At 74.4% G+C, this 15,809-nt stretch carries 18 protein-coding genes; 7 read left to right on the plus strand and 11 right to left on the minus strand.

Going from position 1 to position 15,809, the window contains the following annotated elements; genetic code table 11:
* Positions 1–7 precede the first annotated feature (7 nt).
* Together Sfr03f_RS15320 and Sfr03f_RS15325 are read left to right on the plus strand one after the other, a co-directional pair.
* Positions 8–517 carry a GNAT family N-acetyltransferase gene (locus tag Sfr03f_RS15320; RefSeq protein WP_108954451.1) on the plus strand — a complete coding sequence of 170 codons (510 nt, stop codon included), beginning with the start codon at positions 8–10 and terminating at the stop codon, positions 515–517.
* A 147-nt stretch (positions 518–664) separates the two neighbouring features.
* Positions 665–1,399, plus strand: a complete 735-nt coding sequence (locus tag Sfr03f_RS15325; protein ID WP_108954452.1) for a D-Ala-D-Ala carboxypeptidase family metallohydrolase — start codon at positions 665–667, stop codon at positions 1,397–1,399.
* An 88-nt stretch (positions 1,400–1,487) separates the two neighbouring features.
* Here Sfr03f_RS15325 and def read toward each other — a convergent pair whose 3' ends face one another.
* From def to Sfr03f_RS15375, 10 genes are all read right to left on the minus strand, one after another.
* Positions 1,488–2,138: a peptide deformylase gene (gene def / locus Sfr03f_RS15330; RefSeq protein WP_108954453.1), complete on the minus strand. Its 651-nt coding sequence runs from the start codon at positions 2,136–2,138 to the stop codon at positions 1,488–1,490.
* An 84-nt stretch (positions 2,139–2,222) separates the two neighbouring features.
* Positions 2,223–3,203, minus strand: a complete 981-nt coding sequence (locus Sfr03f_RS15335) for a tetratricopeptide repeat protein (RefSeq protein ID WP_108954454.1) — start codon at positions 3,201–3,203, stop codon at positions 2,223–2,225.
* 94 nt (positions 3,204–3,297) lie between these two features.
* Positions 3,298–4,626 (minus strand): HD-GYP domain-containing protein, encoded by a 1,329-nt coding sequence (locus Sfr03f_RS15340; RefSeq protein WP_245967570.1) that lies wholly within the window; start codon positions 4,624–4,626, stop codon positions 3,298–3,300.
* Positions 4,623–6,128, minus strand: a complete 1,506-nt coding sequence (locus Sfr03f_RS15345; RefSeq protein ID WP_108954455.1) for an HD-GYP domain-containing protein — start codon at positions 6,126–6,128, stop codon at positions 4,623–4,625. Before Sfr03f_RS15345 ends, Sfr03f_RS15340 begins: the two co-directional genes overlap by 4 nt.
* 144 nt (positions 6,129–6,272) lie before the next feature.
* Complete coding sequence (gene rsrA, locus Sfr03f_RS15350; protein WP_108954456.1) at positions 6,273–6,608, minus strand: mycothiol system anti-sigma-R factor; 336 nt, start codon at positions 6,606–6,608, stop codon at positions 6,273–6,275.
* Positions 6,605–7,282: a sigma-70 family RNA polymerase sigma factor gene (locus Sfr03f_RS15355; protein WP_170145091.1), complete on the minus strand. Its 678-nt coding sequence runs from the start codon at positions 7,280–7,282 to the stop codon at positions 6,605–6,607. Before Sfr03f_RS15355 ends, rsrA begins: the two co-directional genes overlap by 4 nt.
* Before the next feature lie 259 nt (positions 7,283–7,541).
* Positions 7,542–7,865, minus strand: a complete 324-nt coding sequence (locus Sfr03f_RS15360; protein ID WP_108954458.1) for a DMT family transporter — start codon at positions 7,863–7,865, stop codon at positions 7,542–7,544.
* Positions 7,866–7,960: 95 nt separating this feature from the next.
* Complete coding sequence (gene rsgA, locus Sfr03f_RS15365) at positions 7,961–8,971, minus strand: ribosome small subunit-dependent GTPase A (protein ID WP_108954459.1); 1,011 nt, start codon at positions 8,969–8,971, stop codon at positions 7,961–7,963.
* 8 nt (positions 8,972–8,979) lie between these two features.
* Entirely contained in the window at positions 8,980–10,329 is a 1,350-nt protein-coding gene (gene aroA / locus Sfr03f_RS15370) for a 3-phosphoshikimate 1-carboxyvinyltransferase (RefSeq protein ID WP_108954460.1), read from the minus strand.
* Positions 10,330–10,453: 124 nt separating this feature from the next.
* Positions 10,454–11,140, minus strand: coding sequence for a M50 family metallopeptidase (locus Sfr03f_RS15375; protein WP_108954461.1), 687 nt, complete (start codon positions 11,138–11,140; stop codon positions 10,454–10,456).
* Between the two features lie 171 nt (positions 11,141–11,311).
* Here Sfr03f_RS15375 and Sfr03f_RS15380 point away from each other — a divergent pair, with 171 nt between their 5' ends.
* The gene (locus Sfr03f_RS15380; protein WP_108954462.1) at positions 11,312–12,178 is read left to right on the plus strand and encodes an SOS response-associated peptidase; all 867 of its coding nucleotides are present in this window, start codon (positions 11,312–11,314) and stop codon (positions 12,176–12,178) included.
* Between the two features lie 58 nt (positions 12,179–12,236).
* Positions 12,237–12,911, plus strand: coding sequence for an alpha/beta hydrolase family protein (locus Sfr03f_RS15385; RefSeq protein ID WP_108954998.1), 675 nt, complete (start codon positions 12,237–12,239; stop codon positions 12,909–12,911).
* A gap of 136 nt (positions 12,912–13,047) precedes the next feature.
* Here Sfr03f_RS15385 and Sfr03f_RS15390 read toward each other — a convergent pair whose 3' ends face one another.
* Positions 13,048–13,641: a TetR/AcrR family transcriptional regulator gene (locus tag Sfr03f_RS15390; protein ID WP_108954463.1), complete on the minus strand. Its 594-nt coding sequence runs from the start codon at positions 13,639–13,641 to the stop codon at positions 13,048–13,050.
* 196 nt (positions 13,642–13,837) lie between these two features.
* Here Sfr03f_RS15390 and hisN point away from each other — a divergent pair, with 196 nt between their 5' ends.
* The 3 genes from hisN (at position 13,838) to Sfr03f_RS15405 (ending at position 15,726) form a co-directional block, all read left to right on the plus strand.
* Positions 13,838–14,638: a histidinol-phosphatase gene (gene hisN / locus Sfr03f_RS15395; protein WP_108954464.1), complete on the plus strand. Its 801-nt coding sequence runs from the start codon at positions 13,838–13,840 to the stop codon at positions 14,636–14,638.
* A 210-nt stretch (positions 14,639–14,848) separates the two neighbouring features.
* Complete coding sequence (locus tag Sfr03f_RS15400) at positions 14,849–15,262, plus strand: CBS domain-containing protein (RefSeq protein ID WP_108954465.1); 414 nt, start codon at positions 14,849–14,851, stop codon at positions 15,260–15,262.
* A 50-nt stretch (positions 15,263–15,312) separates the two neighbouring features.
* The gene (locus tag Sfr03f_RS15405) at positions 15,313–15,726 is read left to right on the plus strand and encodes a Fur family transcriptional regulator (RefSeq protein ID WP_108954466.1); all 414 of its coding nucleotides are present in this window, start codon (positions 15,313–15,315) and stop codon (positions 15,724–15,726) included.
* Positions 15,727–15,809: the final 83 nt, after the last annotated feature.

A 15,809-nucleotide genomic window follows, 5' to 3' on the forward strand; every position in this document is an offset into this window, starting at 1 on the left:
TGGGCGGATGGACTTCACCATCCGTCCCGCCAGGGAGGACGAGTACGAGCCCCTCGGCCGGATCACCGCCGCCGCCTACCTGGACGACGGGCTGCTGGCCTTCGGCGGGAGCGACGCCTACCTGAGGACCCTGCGCGACGTACGGTCCCGGGCCACCGCCCCCGGCGCCGAGGTGCTGGTCGCGGCGGAGGACGACCGCCTCCTCGGCGGCGTCACCTTCGTGGCCGGCGGTCCCCTGGCCGACATCGCCGCCGCGGACGAGGCCGAGATGCGGATGCTCGCCGTAGCCCGCCACGCGCGCGGCCGCGGCGTCGGCGAGGCCCTGGTGCGCTGCTGCGCCGACCGCGCCCGCGCCCTCGGCGGCCGACGGAGGCTGGTCCTGTCCACGCAGCCGAAGATGCACACCGCCCACCGCCTCTACGAGCGTCTGGGCTTCGCGCGCGCGCCCCTGCGCGACTGGAACCCGGTTCCGGAAACGGCCGACATCGATCTGCTGGTGTACGAGCTCCCGGTCTGACCCGGAGCGCACCGTTCCGTCACCGGGGCGTCGACATCCCTACGCGCGGGCGGTGTTGACGCGCGTAGCCCGTCGGCCCCACCCTTGCAGCGGCGCCACGTGATCGCGCGGCGCCGCCCCCCACCGATCGACGGTCAGGAGGCCGGAATGATCAGACGCATGTCCCGCGCGCTCATCAGTTTTGTCATGATCCTGGCAGGTGCAGTGGTAGGCGTCGGCGCCACCGCCGGCACCGCGCACGCCGACGAGTGCTACACGTGGAGCCGCACGCTCTCCACCGGTGCCACCGGCGCCGACGTGACGCAGCTGCAGGTCCGGGTGGCCGGCTGGGTGACCTCCGGCGAGCGCCTGTCCTACGACGGCGTCTACGGCGAGCGCACCGCCGCCGCGGTCAAGAAGTTCCAGTCGGCCTACGGCCTGGCCGCCGACGGCGTGGCCGGACCGGCGACCTTCTCCAAGATCTACGCCCTGCAGGACGCCGACTGCACGCCGGCCCACTTCACCTACGCCGAGCTCAACAAGTGCAACTCGGACTGGTCGGGCGGCAACGTGAGCGCCGCGACGGCCAAGCAGAACGCCCTGCGCACCATGTGGAAGCTCGAGGCGATGCGGCACGCCCTGGGCGACGTCGCGATCACCGTCTCCAGCGGCTTCCGCTCGGTGTCCTGCAACAACGCGGTGGGCGGCTCGGCCACCAGCCGGCACCTCTACGGTGACGCGGCGGACCTGACCGGCTCGCCCAGCTTCTGCACCCTCGCCAAGCAGGCCCGCGTCCACGGTTTCTCGGAGATCCTCGGCCCGGGCTACCCCGGCCACAACGACCACACGCACGTGGCGTTCGACCCGTCGCCCTACTGGTCCGCGCCGAACTGCGGCATCTGACCGGTCGCCGGACCCCCGCACGCACACGGAAGGCCGGGCTGCCGACAGCCCGGCCTTCCGCCCGCGTGCGCGTGTGCGCGGATCCGCGTCAGTCGTTCGGCACCACGGGGTAGCGCGGCTCGTTCTCCTCCATCTGCTTCAGCGCGTTCTTCCGCTCGCGCTTGGAGAGACGGTCGATGTACAGGTAGCCGTACAGGTGGTCCGTCTCGTGCTGGAGGCAGCGGGCGAAGTAGCCGGTGCCGCGCACCTTGATCGGGTTGCCGTGCACGTCCTGGCCGGTGACCTCGGCGTAGTCCGGCCGGGCCAGGGAGGCGTAGGCGGTCGGCACGGACAGGCAGCCCTCGTTGCTGTCGTCGAGGATGCGGCGGTCGGCCGGCAGCTCCACCAGCTTCGGGTTGCACACCACGCCGACGTGGCGCACGCCCTCGTCGTCCGGGCAGTCGTAGACGAAGACCTTGCGGTCCACGCCGATCTGGTTGGCGGCCAGGCCCACGCCCTCGGCGGTGCGCTGGCTGGCGAACATGTCGTCGACCAGCTTGCGCAGCTCGTCGTCGAACTCGGTGACGTCCTGGCACTCCTTGTGCAGGACCGGATTGCCGACGACCGTGATGGGCCGCGAGGTCCCGCGCTCCCGGTAGGCGCTCTCGCGCTCCTCGCAGTCCTGGGTGTCGATGACGTAACCCTCGTCGTCCACGGGGAGCTCGCCCGCGTGCTGCTGATCGGTCTCCTGCTGCGCCATGCCCGACGTACGCCTTCCTCAGTGTTCCCGCCTCTGACAGAGGCATAGCCTACGGGGCCGGGCGCGCCCGCGGTCCCCTGGCCGTCAGCAGACCTCCTCCAGGTCCCGCCAGTCCCGGGTGTCCGGACTGTCGGCGACCCAGCCGTCCAGCAGGCCGCGCACCAGGCCGGCCGGGGCGGCCACCCCGCACTCGCGTTCGGGCACCCACAGCTGCCCGTCGGTGCGGTGCCCGAGCGGGCCGGGCTGGCCGGGCTCGCTGTGGTCGTGCGGGTCCAGGTGCGCGCCGTCGCCCTCGACGGACGCCATCCGCGACTCCGAGCACATCCGGCACAGCAGCCGCACCGAACTCGACCAGTCCTCGGCGGCGTACCCGGCGTCGGAGGCGAGCGCCTCCAGGGCGTCCCGGTCCTCCTCGGAGGCGGCCTCCAGCAGCACCACCCAGGTGGGCACCGGTGACGGCGCCCAGAGCTCGATCTCGTCGAAGACCGGGAAGCTGTGCCCGTCGGCCGTGGTCCGCTCGCCGTGCGGGACGCCGTCGTGGAGCACGACCTCGCCCCACCGGCGGCCGGAGGACGGCAGGGGGATGGAGAGCACCTCGATGCGCGCCGGGTCCAGGCGGCGCCCCCACACCACCTCGGCCTCGCCCTCGGGGGAGAGCCGCACGGCCGCGCTGCCCAGGTCCATCCCGGTGGGCGCCCCGGCGTCCGCGGCGCCGCCGGGCACCCGCAGCCCGTACTCCTGCCAGGCGCGGCGGGCCAGCGGCCAGTCCTGCAGGGCCGTCGCGGCGATGCCGACGTTCCACCAGTCGGGGGCCCCGGTGTCCCGGTCCAGCAGCGCCACCGCGCGCAGCCCGGCGGCGCGGGCCTGCTCCCAGTCGTGCCGGAACTTGTGCAGCAGGGCCAGGTTGAACCAGGACTCGGACAGCCAGGGCTCGAGGTCGGCGGCGCGCGTGAGCAGCGCGCCCGCGTCCTCGTAGCGGCCGTCCCCGATCAGCGTGAACGCGCGGTCCGTGGCCTGCCGCCAGGAGGCGGAGGGCCGGTGCCGTCCCTTGCCGAAGATCCTCACGATTCCCGCCTGCCAGTTCTGTGGAGCGGACCGGTCCCTGCCCCCGTGGGCCCGCTCTCCCGCATCCAACCACGGACGGTCGGACGGTCGCTCATTACCCATGGGTTACCCAGCCGGGGGCGGGCTCAGACCGGATTGCCGCGCGATCCGTCGCACCGCCCGCACCCGTCGCCGCCGCTCCCGCCGGGTCCCGCAGCACCACCCTGGCCAGCGACTCCACCACGTCGGGCGCGTAGGTGCCCGCCGTGCCCAGCCGCAGCTCCTCCAGGGCGCGCAGGCAGGCGCCCCGGCCTCCGGTGCGCTGGGCCATCTCGTCGTAGGCGTTGACGGCCCGCACGATGCGCGCCGCCCGCGGCTGCCGGGTCCAGGGTTCGGCCTGCGACTCGACGACCGCGGCCACCCGGGGGTCCACGCCCGTCTGGCGGACGACGGCGCCGCCGAGGAGGGCCGTGCGCCGCTGCTCGGCGGCCGACAGCCGGGTGGTGGCCCCGTCGGGGACCGGGTCGACGAGGGCGAGCTGGCCGATGTCGTGCATCAGCGCCGCGTACTCCAGCACGGTGAGGTCGCTGCCGGTCAGGCCCATGTCCCGGCCGACGGCCAGGCTCAGCGCGGCCACCCGGTGCGCGTGGCCCTGCGGGGTGTAGCCGGCCACCTCGGTGGCGCGGGCCAGGGAGGCGATGGTCTGCCGGTAGGTGACCCGGACGGCGGCGTACCGGCGGAAGGACAGCTGGGCCAGGAGCAGCGGGACGCAGAAGACCGGCAGCGCGTACAGCCCGGCGACGTCCACGGCGAGGGCGATCACCATGCCCGAGGAGCCGGTGACCGAGCTCATCCGGGTGGTCCCGCGCAGTTCCTCGCGCAGCAGCGGGCCGAACGCCCGGCCGGTGCGGGACCGGCTGAGGACCGCGCCGGTCACCGAGTCGGCGAGGGCGGCGAGCAGCAGCACCACGATCACCGTCAGGACGTGCCAGGGGCCGGGGCCGGGGGCGTCCGGGGCGTGTACGGCGAGCGGGCGGCAGCAGACGGCGATGAACCCAACGGAGAGCACCCGGCGGGCCAGGTGGTCGGCGGTGGGCCGGCCGCCGGGCCGGGGCCGGGCGATGTGCCCGGTCCTCCCCGCGAGGGTGGCGACGGCGACCACGGCGACCGCCTGGGTGACGGAGGCCGGGGTCAGCAGCGCGTAGGCCAGCGCCGCCGCGGCCCCGACCGGGGCGGGGTCGCGTTCCTCGGGCAGGCACTCGGGCAGGCGCAGCAGCTCGCCGAAGGCGATGAACAGGACGAAGACGCAGGCGCTCTCCCGGTCGGCGACGCCGTGCCGGAGCACCTCGGCGAGACAGACCGCGGCGAGCAGCGCGGCGGCGAGGTGGACCGCGGCGCGCGGCGCCGCCCCGGGGCGCGGCGGGGACGCGCGCCGCGGCCTCACCGGGCACCGCCTTCCCCGCGGGCGGGGGCCCGCCGGGTGGACGCCCGCCGGGTCGACGGGGCCGCCGCCCGGGAGACCCCGCGGAGCCCTCCGGCCACGGTGGCCTCCGCCCGCACGGTGGGCTCGGCCGGGGCGGGCGTCGCGGACCCGGCCGGTTCTCCGGGGGCGGGCGCGGGTGCGGGCGGGGCGGCCGGCCGGCCGGGGGCGGTGGGCTCGGAGGGTGCGGTGAAGGGCGTCGGGTCGTCGGAGGTGACCACGGGGTTCCAGCCGTGGCGCTCCAGCGCGCGGGTGAGGGCGGTGACCATCCGGGGGTCGAACTGGGTGCCGGCGCACCGGGCGAGTTCCTCCAGGGCCGTCGGCACCGGCCGGGCGCGGCGGTAGGAGCGGGTGGAGGTCATCGCGTCGAAGGCGTCGGCGACCGCGACCACCCGGGCGCACTCGGGGATCCGGCCGCCCGCCAGCCCGTACGGGTAGCCGCTGCCGTCGAGCCGTTCGTGGTGGTGGAGGATGGCCGCCCGCGCCTCCTCCAGGAAGCCGATGCCGCGCGTCATCTCGTGGCCGTACTCGGGGTGCAGCTCGATCGCCCGGCGTTCCTGCGGGGTGAGCGGGCCGTCCTTGCGGAGCAGCCGGGTGGGGACGCCGATCTTGCCGACGTCGTGCAGGATGCCGGCGAAGCGGATGACCTCGACGCGTTCGTCGGCCATGCCGAGTTCGCGGGCGATCATCACCGAGGCCTGGCCGACCCGCTCGCTGTGGCCGCGGGTGTAGTTGTCCTTGAGGTCGACCGCCCGCACCAGCGCCCGCACGGTGGAGCGGTGGGCCGTGCGCTCCTGGTCGGAGTGGGCGAACACCCACCAGGTGACGTACATCGGCAGCAGCACCAGCACGGCGGCGGCCGGGCCGTGCGGGGAGCGCCACAGGACGGCCATCATCACCCCGGCCAGTCCGTGGACCGCCATCGGCGGCAGCGAGCGGACGAACTGCCGCCACCAGGGCTCGCGGGCCGGGACCCGGTCGGCCAGTGCCTTCATGCCGCCGTCCAGCAGGGCCGCGCACAGGCAGAAGACCAGCACCGCGAGGGCGGCGGCCGCCAGGGCCCGCGGCAGGTGGGAGGCGACCACGGCGTCCCGGCCGCCGAGCACCCAGTACGTCCAGGCGGTGGCGTGGACGGACAGGCAGAGCACGGCGGCCCGCCAGAGGCGGCGCAGCAGTCGGGGCGGGTCGGCGACCGGGGAGAGCAGGGTGCCCGGCACGGCGACCAGGGCCGCGGCGGGCGGCGGGAGCAGGAAGGCGGCGGCCAGGAGCACCGGGTAGAAGGCGTCGATGCCGGCCCGGCGCCCCGCCTGCCCGCAGGCGGCGTAGACCGCGGCCAGCAGCGTCACCGCCCACCACGGCGTGCGCAGCTGCGGAAGCGACACCAGACAGGCGCCGGCGGCCAGTACGGCGGCAGCCGCGTAGACACGCGCGCCGGCCGGCACCGATGCCGCCGGAACAGACCCCATGGCGTCCCCTCCCCGGCCGGACCGGGGCGGTCCGGTTCGTGCCCGTTCTGCACCGGAGCGTAGAGCGGCCGAAAGGGGTACGGGGGGCCTGATAGGTGAATCCGCGGGCCTATGACCCGCGGATTAGCACGTACGGGTGAACACTCAGGAGTCGCCGGATGACGCGGGGGTCACCGTCGCACCCTGCTGGTCGACGTCCGTCATCGCGGAGCCGTGCGCCACCTCGCCCGAGCGGATCAGCTCGATGCGGCCCATCACCTTCGCGCGCAGGTCGGTGGGTACGTCGTCATGACCGCAGCACCGCTTGACCAGCTTCTTCACGGCCTGCTCGAGGCCGTACTTCTCCAGGCAGGGCGAGCACTCCTCGAAGTGCTCCTCGAACTTCGTGCAGGCCGAGTCCGGCATCTCACGGTCGAGGAACTCGTAGAGATGGTCGAGGATCTCCGCGCAGTCCGTCTCGTGCGGCTCTCCACAGCTCATGAGCCCGAGCCTTTCGCTTCGTTCGACTCTCCGGCGCCGGCGGGAACGAGCCCGCGGTCGCGGGCGTAGTCCTCGAGCATGCCGCGCAGCTGGCGGCGGCCCCGGTGCAGCCGGGACATCACCGTACCGATGGGTGTCCCCATGATGTCCGCGATCTCCTTGTAGGCAAACCCCTCGACATCCGCCAGGTAGACGGCGATGCGGAACTCCTCGGGGATCGCCTGCAGGGCCGACTTCACGTCGGAGTCCGGCAGGTGGTCCAGCGCCTGGGACTCGGCGGAGCGCAGACCGGTCGACATGTGCGACTCGGCGCGCGCGAGCTGCCAGTCCTCGATGTCCTCGGCGGCACTGCGCTGGGGCTCCCGCTGCTTCTTGCGGTAGGAGTTGATGAACGTGTTGGTCAGGATCCGGTACAGCCAGGCCTTGAGGTTGGTGCCCTCACGGAACTGGTGGAAGGACGCGTACGCCTTGGCGTACGTCTCCTGCACCAGGTCCTCGGCGTCGGCCGGGTTGCGCGTCATGCGCAGCGCGGCCGAGTACATCTGGTCGAGGAACTCCAGCGCGTCCCGCTCGAACCGGGCGCTGCGCTCCTCGGTCGTCTCGGTCGTCCGCCTGCCCTCGGCGCCCTCGGCGCTCGCTGGCTGCTCCGCGTCGGTCCCGGTGACCGGACCCACCTCCTCCAACGTCGTACCACTCGAATCGGAGGATAGACGATTTTGCTCCTCACCCGCCGCCCGGCGCTTTCCCCCGGACGCCCGCCGGACGGCGCCGGTGCGGGTCGAGGGGAGCACCGACCACTCGAGGTCGGTGGCGCGACGACTGGGGCACGCGACGGATCCCATGCGGCGGATTCCTCCCGGGACGGCTGGTCAGGACGGCTTGTTCTCCCCCTTCAACCTCACGCCCCTCCGTGGCATTCCCGGCGCCCCGCGCCTAGTGCGCGGAGCCCGACAGCTGGAGGCCGATGACGCCGAGGATGACCAGGCTGATCGAGACGATCTTCAGCACGGACACCACGTCCCCCAGGAAGACCATGCCGTAGATCGCCGTGCCGGCCGCGCCGATGCCGGTCCACACCGCGTACGCGGGCCCGACGTCCAGCCGCTTGAGCGAGAGGGTCAGCAGGCCGAAGCTGCCCAGCGCGAACGCGCAGAAGGCCATCGTCGGGTACAGCCGGGTGAACCCGTTCGAGAGCTTGAGGCAGACCGCGAAACCGGTCTCGAGCAGTCCGGCGACCACGACCAGCAGCCACGCCATGGGGTGTCCTCCGCATCAATCACGTCCGTGACCGCTCCGACCGCTCCGGCCACGCGGGGGCGGCCGGTTGATGCGATTATGCCCGGAATGCCCCGTCAGTCCCCTTCGTGCCGCTCGCGCGTCGAGAGCAGCCGCCGCAGCGAGTAGAGCCTCGCCGGGTCGGCGTGGCCGTCGGCCACCCACTGGTCGAGGGCGCAGTCCGGCTCGTCGTGGCTGCAGGCCCGCGGGCAGTCCCCCGTCCCGGCCTCCAGGTCCGGGAAGGCGTGGATGACCCGCGAGGGGTCGATGTGCGCGAGGCCGAAGGACCGCACGCCGGGCGTGTCCACGACCCAGCCCTCGGCCCCCTCCAGCGGCAGTGCCAGCGCGGAGGTGGTGGTGTGCCGGCCGCGCCCGGTCACCGCGTTGACGTGGCCGGTGATCCGGCGGCGTTCCTTCGGCACCAGGGCGTTGACCAGGGTGGTCTTGCCGACGCCGGAGTGGCCGACGAAGGCCGTGACCTTGCCCGCCAGGTGCTCGCGGACCCGGTCCGCCGCCTGGCCGGTCTCCAGTTCCTCGCGGCTGGTGACCACGTACGGGATGTCCAGTGCCCCGTAGAGCTCGAGGATCTCGTCGGCGGAGGCGAGGTCGGACTTGGTGAGCACCAGCAGCGGCGTCAGCCCGCCGTCGAAGGCGGCGACCAGGCAGCGGTCGATCAGCCGCGGTCGCGGCTCGGGGTCGGCGAGGGCGGTGACGATGGCCAGCTGGTCGGCGTTGGCGACCACCACCCGCTCGTAGGGGTCGTCGTCGTCCGCCGTGCGGCGCAGCAGCGAGGCGCGCTCCTCGATGCGGACGATCCGCGCCAGGGTGTCCTTCGCGCCGGACAGGTCGCCGACCAGGGCCACCCGGTCGCCGACCACGGCGGCCTTGCGGCCCAGCTCGCGGGCCTTCATGGCCGTCACGACGGTGTCCTCGACCAGGCAGGTCAGGCGGCCCCGGTCGACGGTGAGGACGAAGCCCTCGGCGGCGTCCTCGTGCTTGGGGCGGATGTGGGTCCTCGGCCGGTTCCCCTTGCGGTTGGGGCGGCTGCGGATGTCGTCCTCGTCGGTGTGCTTGCCGTAGCGACGCATGACGTGCCTTACCGCCGGTCCTCGAGCATCCCTGTCCACAGGTGTGTGAAGTCGGGCAGGGTCTTGGCGGTGGTCGCCACGTTCTCGATCTCCACCCCCTCGACGGCGAGGCCGAGGATCGCGCCGGCGGTGGCCATCCGGTGGTCGTCGTAGGTGTGGAAGACACCGCCGCGCAGCGCGCGCGGCCGGATGTGCAGGCCGTCGGCGGTCTCGGTGACGTCGCCGCCGAGTCCGTTGATCTCCTTGGTCAGCGCGGCCAGCCGGTCCGTCTCGTGCAGGCGCAGGTGGGCGACGCCCCGCAGGGTGGACGGCGAGTCGGCCAGCGCGGCGACCGCGGCGATGCCGGGGGTCAGCTCGCCGACCTCGGAGAGGTCCACGTCGATGCCGTGGATCCGGCCGGAGCCGGTGAACTCCAGGCCGTACTCCTTGAGCTCGCAGGATCCGCCCATCCGGGTGAAGATCTCGCGCAACCGGTCACCGGGCTGGGTGGTGCGCTCCGGCCAGTCCGGCACGATCACCCGGCCGCCGGTCACCAGGGCGGCGGCGAGGAACGGCTGGGCGTTGGACAGGTCGGGCTCGACGATCAGGTCGCGGCCGAGCAGGGCGCCGGGCGTCACCCGCCAGACGTTCGCCTCGCCGCCGGACTCTGGAGTGTCGACCTGGGCGCCCGCGGCGCGCAGCATGTCGACGGTCATCCGGATGTGCGGCAGCGACGGCAGCGTGGCGCCGGTGTGCCGGACCTCGACGCCCTGGTTGAAGCGAGCGCCGGACAGCAGCAGGGCGGAGACGAACTGGGAGGACGAGGAGGCGTCCACCTCGACCGGCCCGCCGTCCAGGGCGCCGCCGCCGTGCACGGTCAGCGGGAGGGCGCCGCGGCCGTCGTCGTCGATCCGGGCGCCGAGGGCGCGCAACGCGTCGATCACGCCGTGCAACGGGCGCTCGTGGGAGCGGGGGTCGCCGTCGAAGCGGACCGGGCCGTCGGCGAGGGCGGCCACCGGGGGCAGGAAGCGCATGACCGTGCCGGCGTTGCCCACGTCGAGCGAGGCGGGACCGGCCAGCGGGGCGGGGATGACCCGCCAGGCCTCGCCGGCCTTGTCGCCGCCGGGGGTGAGCGTGGAGCTGGAGGAGACGGTCTCCTCGATGCCGACGCCGAGCGCGCGCAGCGCCTCGGCCATCAGCAGGGTGTCGCGGGAGCGCAGCGGGCGGCGGATCCAGCCAGGCTCGGAGGCCAGGGCGGCCAGCACCAGCGCACGGTTGGTGACCGATTTCGATCCCGGCACGTGGACCGTCGCGTCGACGGGCCCGCTCGCGGTGGGGGCGGGCCAGAGATCGGTCTGCTGCGCGGAGTGAACGGTCATACGGCCCACTCTAGTGGCTGGCCGCACAGGAGATTCCTGATCAAAAGCGCGGAAATTTCGTCGAAACAGGTCCGTGGTAGCGGCTTTCCGCGCGCCGGAGGCCCACAGTGCGAGACACGGACGCTCAGAGGCCGAGCAGCCAGCGCGCTCCGCCCGTCAGGGAGCAGAGCGACACGACGTGGAAGAGGAAGAGCCACAGCGCGGGCGGGGTGCCGGTGAGCGAGGCCAGCTGGTCGGCGTCGGACGCGCCGGTGGGGTTGCGGCGCCGCTCCCGCTGCAGCTCGAAGGCCGGCCGGACGCCGCCCAGCAGCAGGAACCACACCACCGCGTAGGCGAACGCGGCCTGCACCTGGGGGCCCGCCTTCCACGAGACCAGCAGGAACAGCGCGCCGGTTACCAGCACCGTGAGCACGCCGTACACGTTGCGGATCATCACCAGCATGGCCAGCAGCAGCGCGGTGGCCAGCCACAGCAGGAGCGTGATCCGGCCCTCGGAGAGCAGGGCCGCGCCGCCCAGGCCGAGCAGCGGCGGGGCGGTGTAGCCGGCCAGCGCGGTGAACACCATGCCCGGCCCGCGGGGCTTGCCCCGGCTCACGGTCAGGCCGCTGGTGTCGGAGTGGAGCCGTATCCCGGTGAGCGTGCGGCCGGTGAGCAGGGCCACCAGTGCGTGGCCGCCCTCGTGCGCGATGGTGACGGCGTTGCGCGCCACCCGCCAGACGGCGTTCGGCAGCACCACGGCCAGGGCGGCCGCGGCGGTGGCGACCACCACCCACAGGTCGGGGTCGGGCTGGCGGCCGAGCACCTGGTCCATCGGTGGGGTCTCCTTCGCGGGGTGGGCGTGCGGTCGGGGCACGCGGTCGCGGGTGGGCGCGCGGCCGGAACGCTCGGTCGCGGGGTGGGCGCGCGGCCGGGCACGCGGTCCTTGGGCGTCTTGCCGGAAGCCGGTGGCCCGGGCGGTGCCCGGCCTGGCAGTGTGGCACGTATGTGCGGACGGTATGCATCCTCGCGGGCTCCGGAGGACCTCGCGGACATCTTCGGCGTCGAGGCCGGACTCCCCTCGCTGCGCCCGGACCCCGGCACGCCGGGCGACGACCCGGAGGAGTCCTGCGCGCCCGGCCACGAACCCGACTACAACGTCGCCCCGACCAAGGAGGTGTTCGCCGTCCTCGACCGCCCGGTCAAGGGTTCCGGCGACCCCCGCCCGGTGCGGCAGCTGCGCCGCCTGAAGTGGGGGCTGGTGCCCAGCTGGGCCAAGTCCCCCGACGGCGCCGCCCGCATGATCAACGCGCGGGCCGAGACGGTGCACGAGAAGCCCTCCTACCGCCGGGCGTTCGCCGCCCGCCGGTGCATCCTGCCCGCCGACGGCTACTACGAGTGGGTCACCGGCAAGGAGGAGCGGGACCTGGAGGTCGAGGGGCGGCGGAAGCGTCCGCGCAAGCAGCCGTACTTCGTCACGCCGGCCGACGGCTCGGTCTTCGCGATGGCGGGGCTCTACGAGTTCTGGCGCGACCGCACCCTGCCGGACGACCATCCGCGGGCCTGGTGGGCGACCTGCTCGGTCATCACCACCGAGGCGGAGACCGCGCCGCTGGCCGTGGCCCCCGCCGAGGGTCCGCGGGCACTGGCGGAGATCCACCCGCGGATGCCGCTGATGCTCACGGCGGACCGCTGGGACGCCTGGCTCGACCCGCGCCACGACGACCCGGACGCGCTGCGCGGCCTGCTCGCCCCGCCGCCGGCCGGCCTGATGCGGGCCTACCCGGTGTCCACGGCGGTCAGCAACGTCCGCAACAACGGGCCGGAGCTGCTGAAGGAGCTGGCGGGGCCGGAGGAGGGCACACTCTTCTGACGTGAGCCCCGATTCGCACGATGTCCCCGAACCGCCCGAGCGCCCCGAGGCAGGCACCGTGACCGACCCCGAGACCCACCCCGAGACCGGCCTCGGCACCGGCCCCGAGACCGAGCTGGTGGACACCGAGGCCGGACGGGCCCGGATCACCTGGCGGCGGGCGGCGGACGCCCGGCTGGTCCTGGCCGTGAGCCACGGCGCCGGGGGCGGCATCGAGGCACGGGACCTGCGGGCGCTGGCGGAGGTGCTGCCCGGGCACCGGGTCAGCGTGGCGCTGGTCGAGCAGCCGTGGCGGGTGGCGGGGAAGAAGGTGGCCCCGGCCCCCCGGACGCTGGACACCGGATGGCGCGGGGTGTGGCCGGCCCTGGCGCGCGAGGGGCTCCCGGTGGTGTCCGGCGGCCGCAGCGCGGGAGCCCGGGTGGCCTGCCGGACCGCCGGGGAGCTGGGGGCGGCCGCGGTGCTGGCGCTCAGCTTCCCGCTGCACCCGCCGGGGCGTCCCGAGCGGTCGCGGGCCGAGGAGCTGGCGGGGGTGACGGTGCCGCTGCTGGTCGTCCAGGGCGGCGCCGACCCCTTCGGGCGTCCCGAGGAGTTCCCGGCCGCGCTGCGCCCCGCCGCGGTGGTCCCGCACGCCGACCACGCCTTCGCCGTCCCCAAGCGCGCCCCCCTCACCCAGGCCGACGCCCTCCGTCTCGTCACCGACGCGGTGACCGCCTGGACCGCGACCCTGCCGTGACGGGCGGTCGCGAGCCGGGGCGCCTCACGACCGCCCGGAGCGCCGCCCTGCTGTGACGGGCGGCCGCCGGGCCGGGAGGCTCACGACCACCCGGAGCGCCATCCTGCTGTGACGGGCGGCCGCCGGGCCGGGAGGCTCACGCCGGCTCGCGGCGAGGAGGAAGGGTGGTGCGGACGAGGTCGGCGGCCGAGGTGCCCGGGGGCGGTGGGGCGAGGAGGCAGGACAGGCCCAGGCGGAGGGCGAACTCGCACACCCTCCCCGCTCCCGGCGGCGACCCCAGCGCCGCCACCGCGCGCTCCCGCGCAGACGCCACCAGCTCGCCCGGGGACGGCAGCGCCCCGTCCGCCCGCCGCTGCGCCGGCGCGCCCGTCGAGGACGGCACCGCGGTGAGCACCGGCGACGGCAGCCGATCGGTCCAGCACCCGGTGAGCACCGCCCGGGCCAGCGGTCCGCGGCGCCCCGCCCGCGCCGTCCACTCCGCGACGGCGGCGAGCCGCTCCCGGGGGTCGGCGTGCGAGGCCAGCGCCCGGTCGACCCCCGCCAGGTACGCGTCGGCCTCCCGCCGCACCAGCGCGCGCCCCAGCCCTTCCTTGCTGCCGAACTCGTTGTAGAGGGTCTGCCGCGACACTCCGGCGTCGGCGGCCACGTCGACCATGCGCACCGCCGCCCAGGACTCCCGCTCCAGCGCTCTCCCGGCGGCCTCCAGCAGCGTCTCGCGTGCCGTGCGCATCGTCGCGTCGCCTCCCCGTGCTCGCCGGGCGGTGGGCCGGGCTCGGCCCGGCGGCGTGGCCCGAGGGCCCGCGCCCCCACACTTGACGCGCCCTGAGGCACTGTCAAGTCCCCGGGACCCCGGCCTCCCTCCTGCCCCGTCAACCGCTCTCCGCCCCGTGTGGCCCGGCCGCGAGTCCGGCCGATACGGTTCCGCCATGGCCGACTACCTCGATGACCTGCGTTTCGCCCACGTCCTGGCGGACACCGCCGACGCCGCGACGACGGCCCGCTTCAAGGCGCTCGACCTGAAGGTCGAGACCAAGCCGGACATGACGCCGGTGAGCGAGGCCGACAAGGCGGCCGAGGAGCTGATCCGCAGTCAGCTCCAGCGCGCCCGCCCGCGCGACGCGATCCTCGGCGAGGAGTACGGCGTCGAGGGCACCGGCCCCCGCCGCTGGGTGATCGACCCGATCGACGGCACCAAGAACTACGTCCGCGGCGTCCCCGTCTGGGCCACCTTGATCGCCCTGATGGAGGCCGGCGAGGGCGGCTTCCAGCCGGTCGTCGGCGTGGTCTCGGCGCCCGCGCTGGGCCGTCGCTGGTGGGCGGCGAAGGGCCACGGCGCGTTCACCGGCCGCAGCCTGACGTCGGCCTCGCGGATCCACGTGTCCCAGGTGTCGCGGATGGAGGACGCCTCGTTCGCGTACTCCTCGCTCAGCGGCTGGGAGGAGCAGGGCCGCCTCGACGGCTTCCTGGACCTGACCCGCGAGGTGTGGCGGACCCGCGCGTACGGCGACTTCTGGCCCTACATGATGGTCGCCGAGGGCGCGGTGGACATCTGCGCGGAGCCGGAGCTCTCGCTGTGGGACATGGCGGCCACCGCCGTGATCGTCACGGAGGCGGGCGGCTCCTTCACCGGTCTGGACGGCCGCCCCGGCCCGCACAGCGGCAACGCTGCCGCTTCGAACGGGCTCCTCCACGACGAGCTCCTGGGCTACCTCAACCAGCGGTACTGAGTTCCGCGCCTCGACCAAGCGGTACCGGGTCCCGCGCCGCCCTCGCGCGGCGGTTCCGCACGCCCTCCTGACCGCCCCGCAGTGCCCCGCGCGCCCTGTGCTTTGCCTCTTGTTGACCTCCGCATTGCCTGCGACTCTGGGAGCACCCCGTTTGTGCTTTTGTGAAGCGCCACTGACCAGGCGTTTCACAGGAGGAGGTGACCGAGCCAGATGCTCGTCCGCGAGGCCATGTCGACCACGCTGCTCACCGTGGGCCCCGCCCACACACTCCGCCAGGCCGCCGTCCTGATGTCCTCCCGCCGCGTCGGGGCCGCCCTGGTGCTGGACCCCGAGGCGGCCCACCCGGGCATCCTGACCGAGCGGGACATACTCAACTCGCTCGGCCTGGGCCAGGACCCGGACGTCGAGCGCGCCCACGCCCACCTGACCGCGGACGCCGTCCTCGCGGATCCCTCGTGGACCATCCATGACGCCGTCCGGGCGATGGCGCACGGCGGCTTCCGTCACCTGGTGGTCATGGAGCGCGGGGAGCCCGCGGGCATCGTGTCGGTCCGTGACGTGCTGCGTTGCCTGTCCCGGGGCGGGGACCCGGCAGGGCGGGCGGGGGGCGCGGGCGGACTTTAGAACGGATCCAAATCCGGACAAGCTCCCGGACCGCTGTTAGGCTGGCAGCCATGAGCGACCTGTTGGAGCGCCTGCGCGGACGCGGCTGGCGCATGACCGCACAGCGACGTGTGGTGGCCGAGGTTCTCGAAGGCGATCACGTCCACCTGACGGCCGACGAGGTCCACGCCCGCGCGGCCGCGAAGCTCCCGGAGATCTCCCGGGCCACCGTGTACAACACGCTGGGCGAGATGGTCTCCCTCGGCGAGGTCGTCGAGGTCACCACGGACAAGCGCGCCAAGCGGTACGACCCGAACGCCCACCGGCCGCACCACCACCTGGTGTGCGCGCGCTGCGGCGCCATCAAGGACGTCCACCCGACGGGCGATCCGCTGGCGGACCTGCCGGCCGACGAGCGCTTCGGCTTCACCGTCTCCGACGTCGAGGTGACCTACCGGGGTCTGTGCCCCGGGTGCTCCGCCTGACGAACGCGGCCTCCTCGCGGCCCGTGTCGGCCGCCGCTGCCTACGTCGCCCGCGGGGCGGGCGGTGGCTCGCGCGAGGGACGC

The sequence above is a fragment of the Streptomyces fragilis genome, from assembly GCF_003112515.1.
In the GTDB taxonomy this organism is placed as follows: Bacteria; Actinomycetota; Actinomycetes; order Streptomycetales; family Streptomycetaceae; genus Streptomyces; species Streptomyces fragilis.

Bases quoted from the DNA above. Each gene is read 5' to 3' on its own strand.
- Sfr03f_RS15400 (WP_108954465.1), top strand. From the start codon at position 14,849: ATGCTCGTCCGCGAGGCCATGTCGACCACGCTGCTCACCGTGGGCCCC.
- rsrA (WP_108954456.1), bottom strand. From the start codon at position 6,608: ATGAGCTGTGGAGAGCCGCACGAGACGGACTGCGCGGAGATCCTCGAC.
- Sfr03f_RS15360 (WP_108954458.1), bottom strand. From the start codon at position 7,865: ATGGCGTGGCTGCTGGTCGTGGTCGCCGGACTGCTCGAGACCGGTTTC.
- Sfr03f_RS15375 (WP_108954461.1), bottom strand. From the start codon at position 11,140: ATGGACCAGGTGCTCGGCCGCCAGCCCGACCCCGACCTGTGGGTGGTG.
- Sfr03f_RS15380 (WP_108954462.1), top strand. From the start codon at position 11,312: ATGTGCGGACGGTATGCATCCTCGCGGGCTCCGGAGGACCTCGCGGAC.
- aroA (WP_108954460.1), bottom strand. From the start codon at position 10,329: ATGACCGTTCACTCCGCGCAGCAGACCGATCTCTGGCCCGCCCCCACC.
- Sfr03f_RS15390 (WP_108954463.1), bottom strand. From the start codon at position 13,641: ATGCGCACGGCACGCGAGACGCTGCTGGAGGCCGCCGGGAGAGCGCTG.
- Sfr03f_RS15405 (WP_108954466.1), top strand. From the start codon at position 15,313: ATGAGCGACCTGTTGGAGCGCCTGCGCGGACGCGGCTGGCGCATGACC.
- rsgA (WP_108954459.1), bottom strand. From the start codon at position 8,971: ATGCGTCGCTACGGCAAGCACACCGACGAGGACGACATCCGCAGCCGC.
- hisN (WP_108954464.1), top strand. From the start codon at position 13,838: ATGGCCGACTACCTCGATGACCTGCGTTTCGCCCACGTCCTGGCGGAC.
- Sfr03f_RS15345 (WP_108954455.1), bottom strand. From the start codon at position 6,128: ATGGGGTCTGTTCCGGCGGCATCGGTGCCGGCCGGCGCGCGTGTCTAC.
- Sfr03f_RS15325 (WP_108954452.1), top strand. From the start codon at position 665: ATGATCAGACGCATGTCCCGCGCGCTCATCAGTTTTGTCATGATCCTG.
- Sfr03f_RS15320 (WP_108954451.1), top strand. From the start codon at position 8: ATGGACTTCACCATCCGTCCCGCCAGGGAGGACGAGTACGAGCCCCTC.
- def (WP_108954453.1), bottom strand. From the start codon at position 2,138: ATGGCGCAGCAGGAGACCGATCAGCAGCACGCGGGCGAGCTCCCCGTG.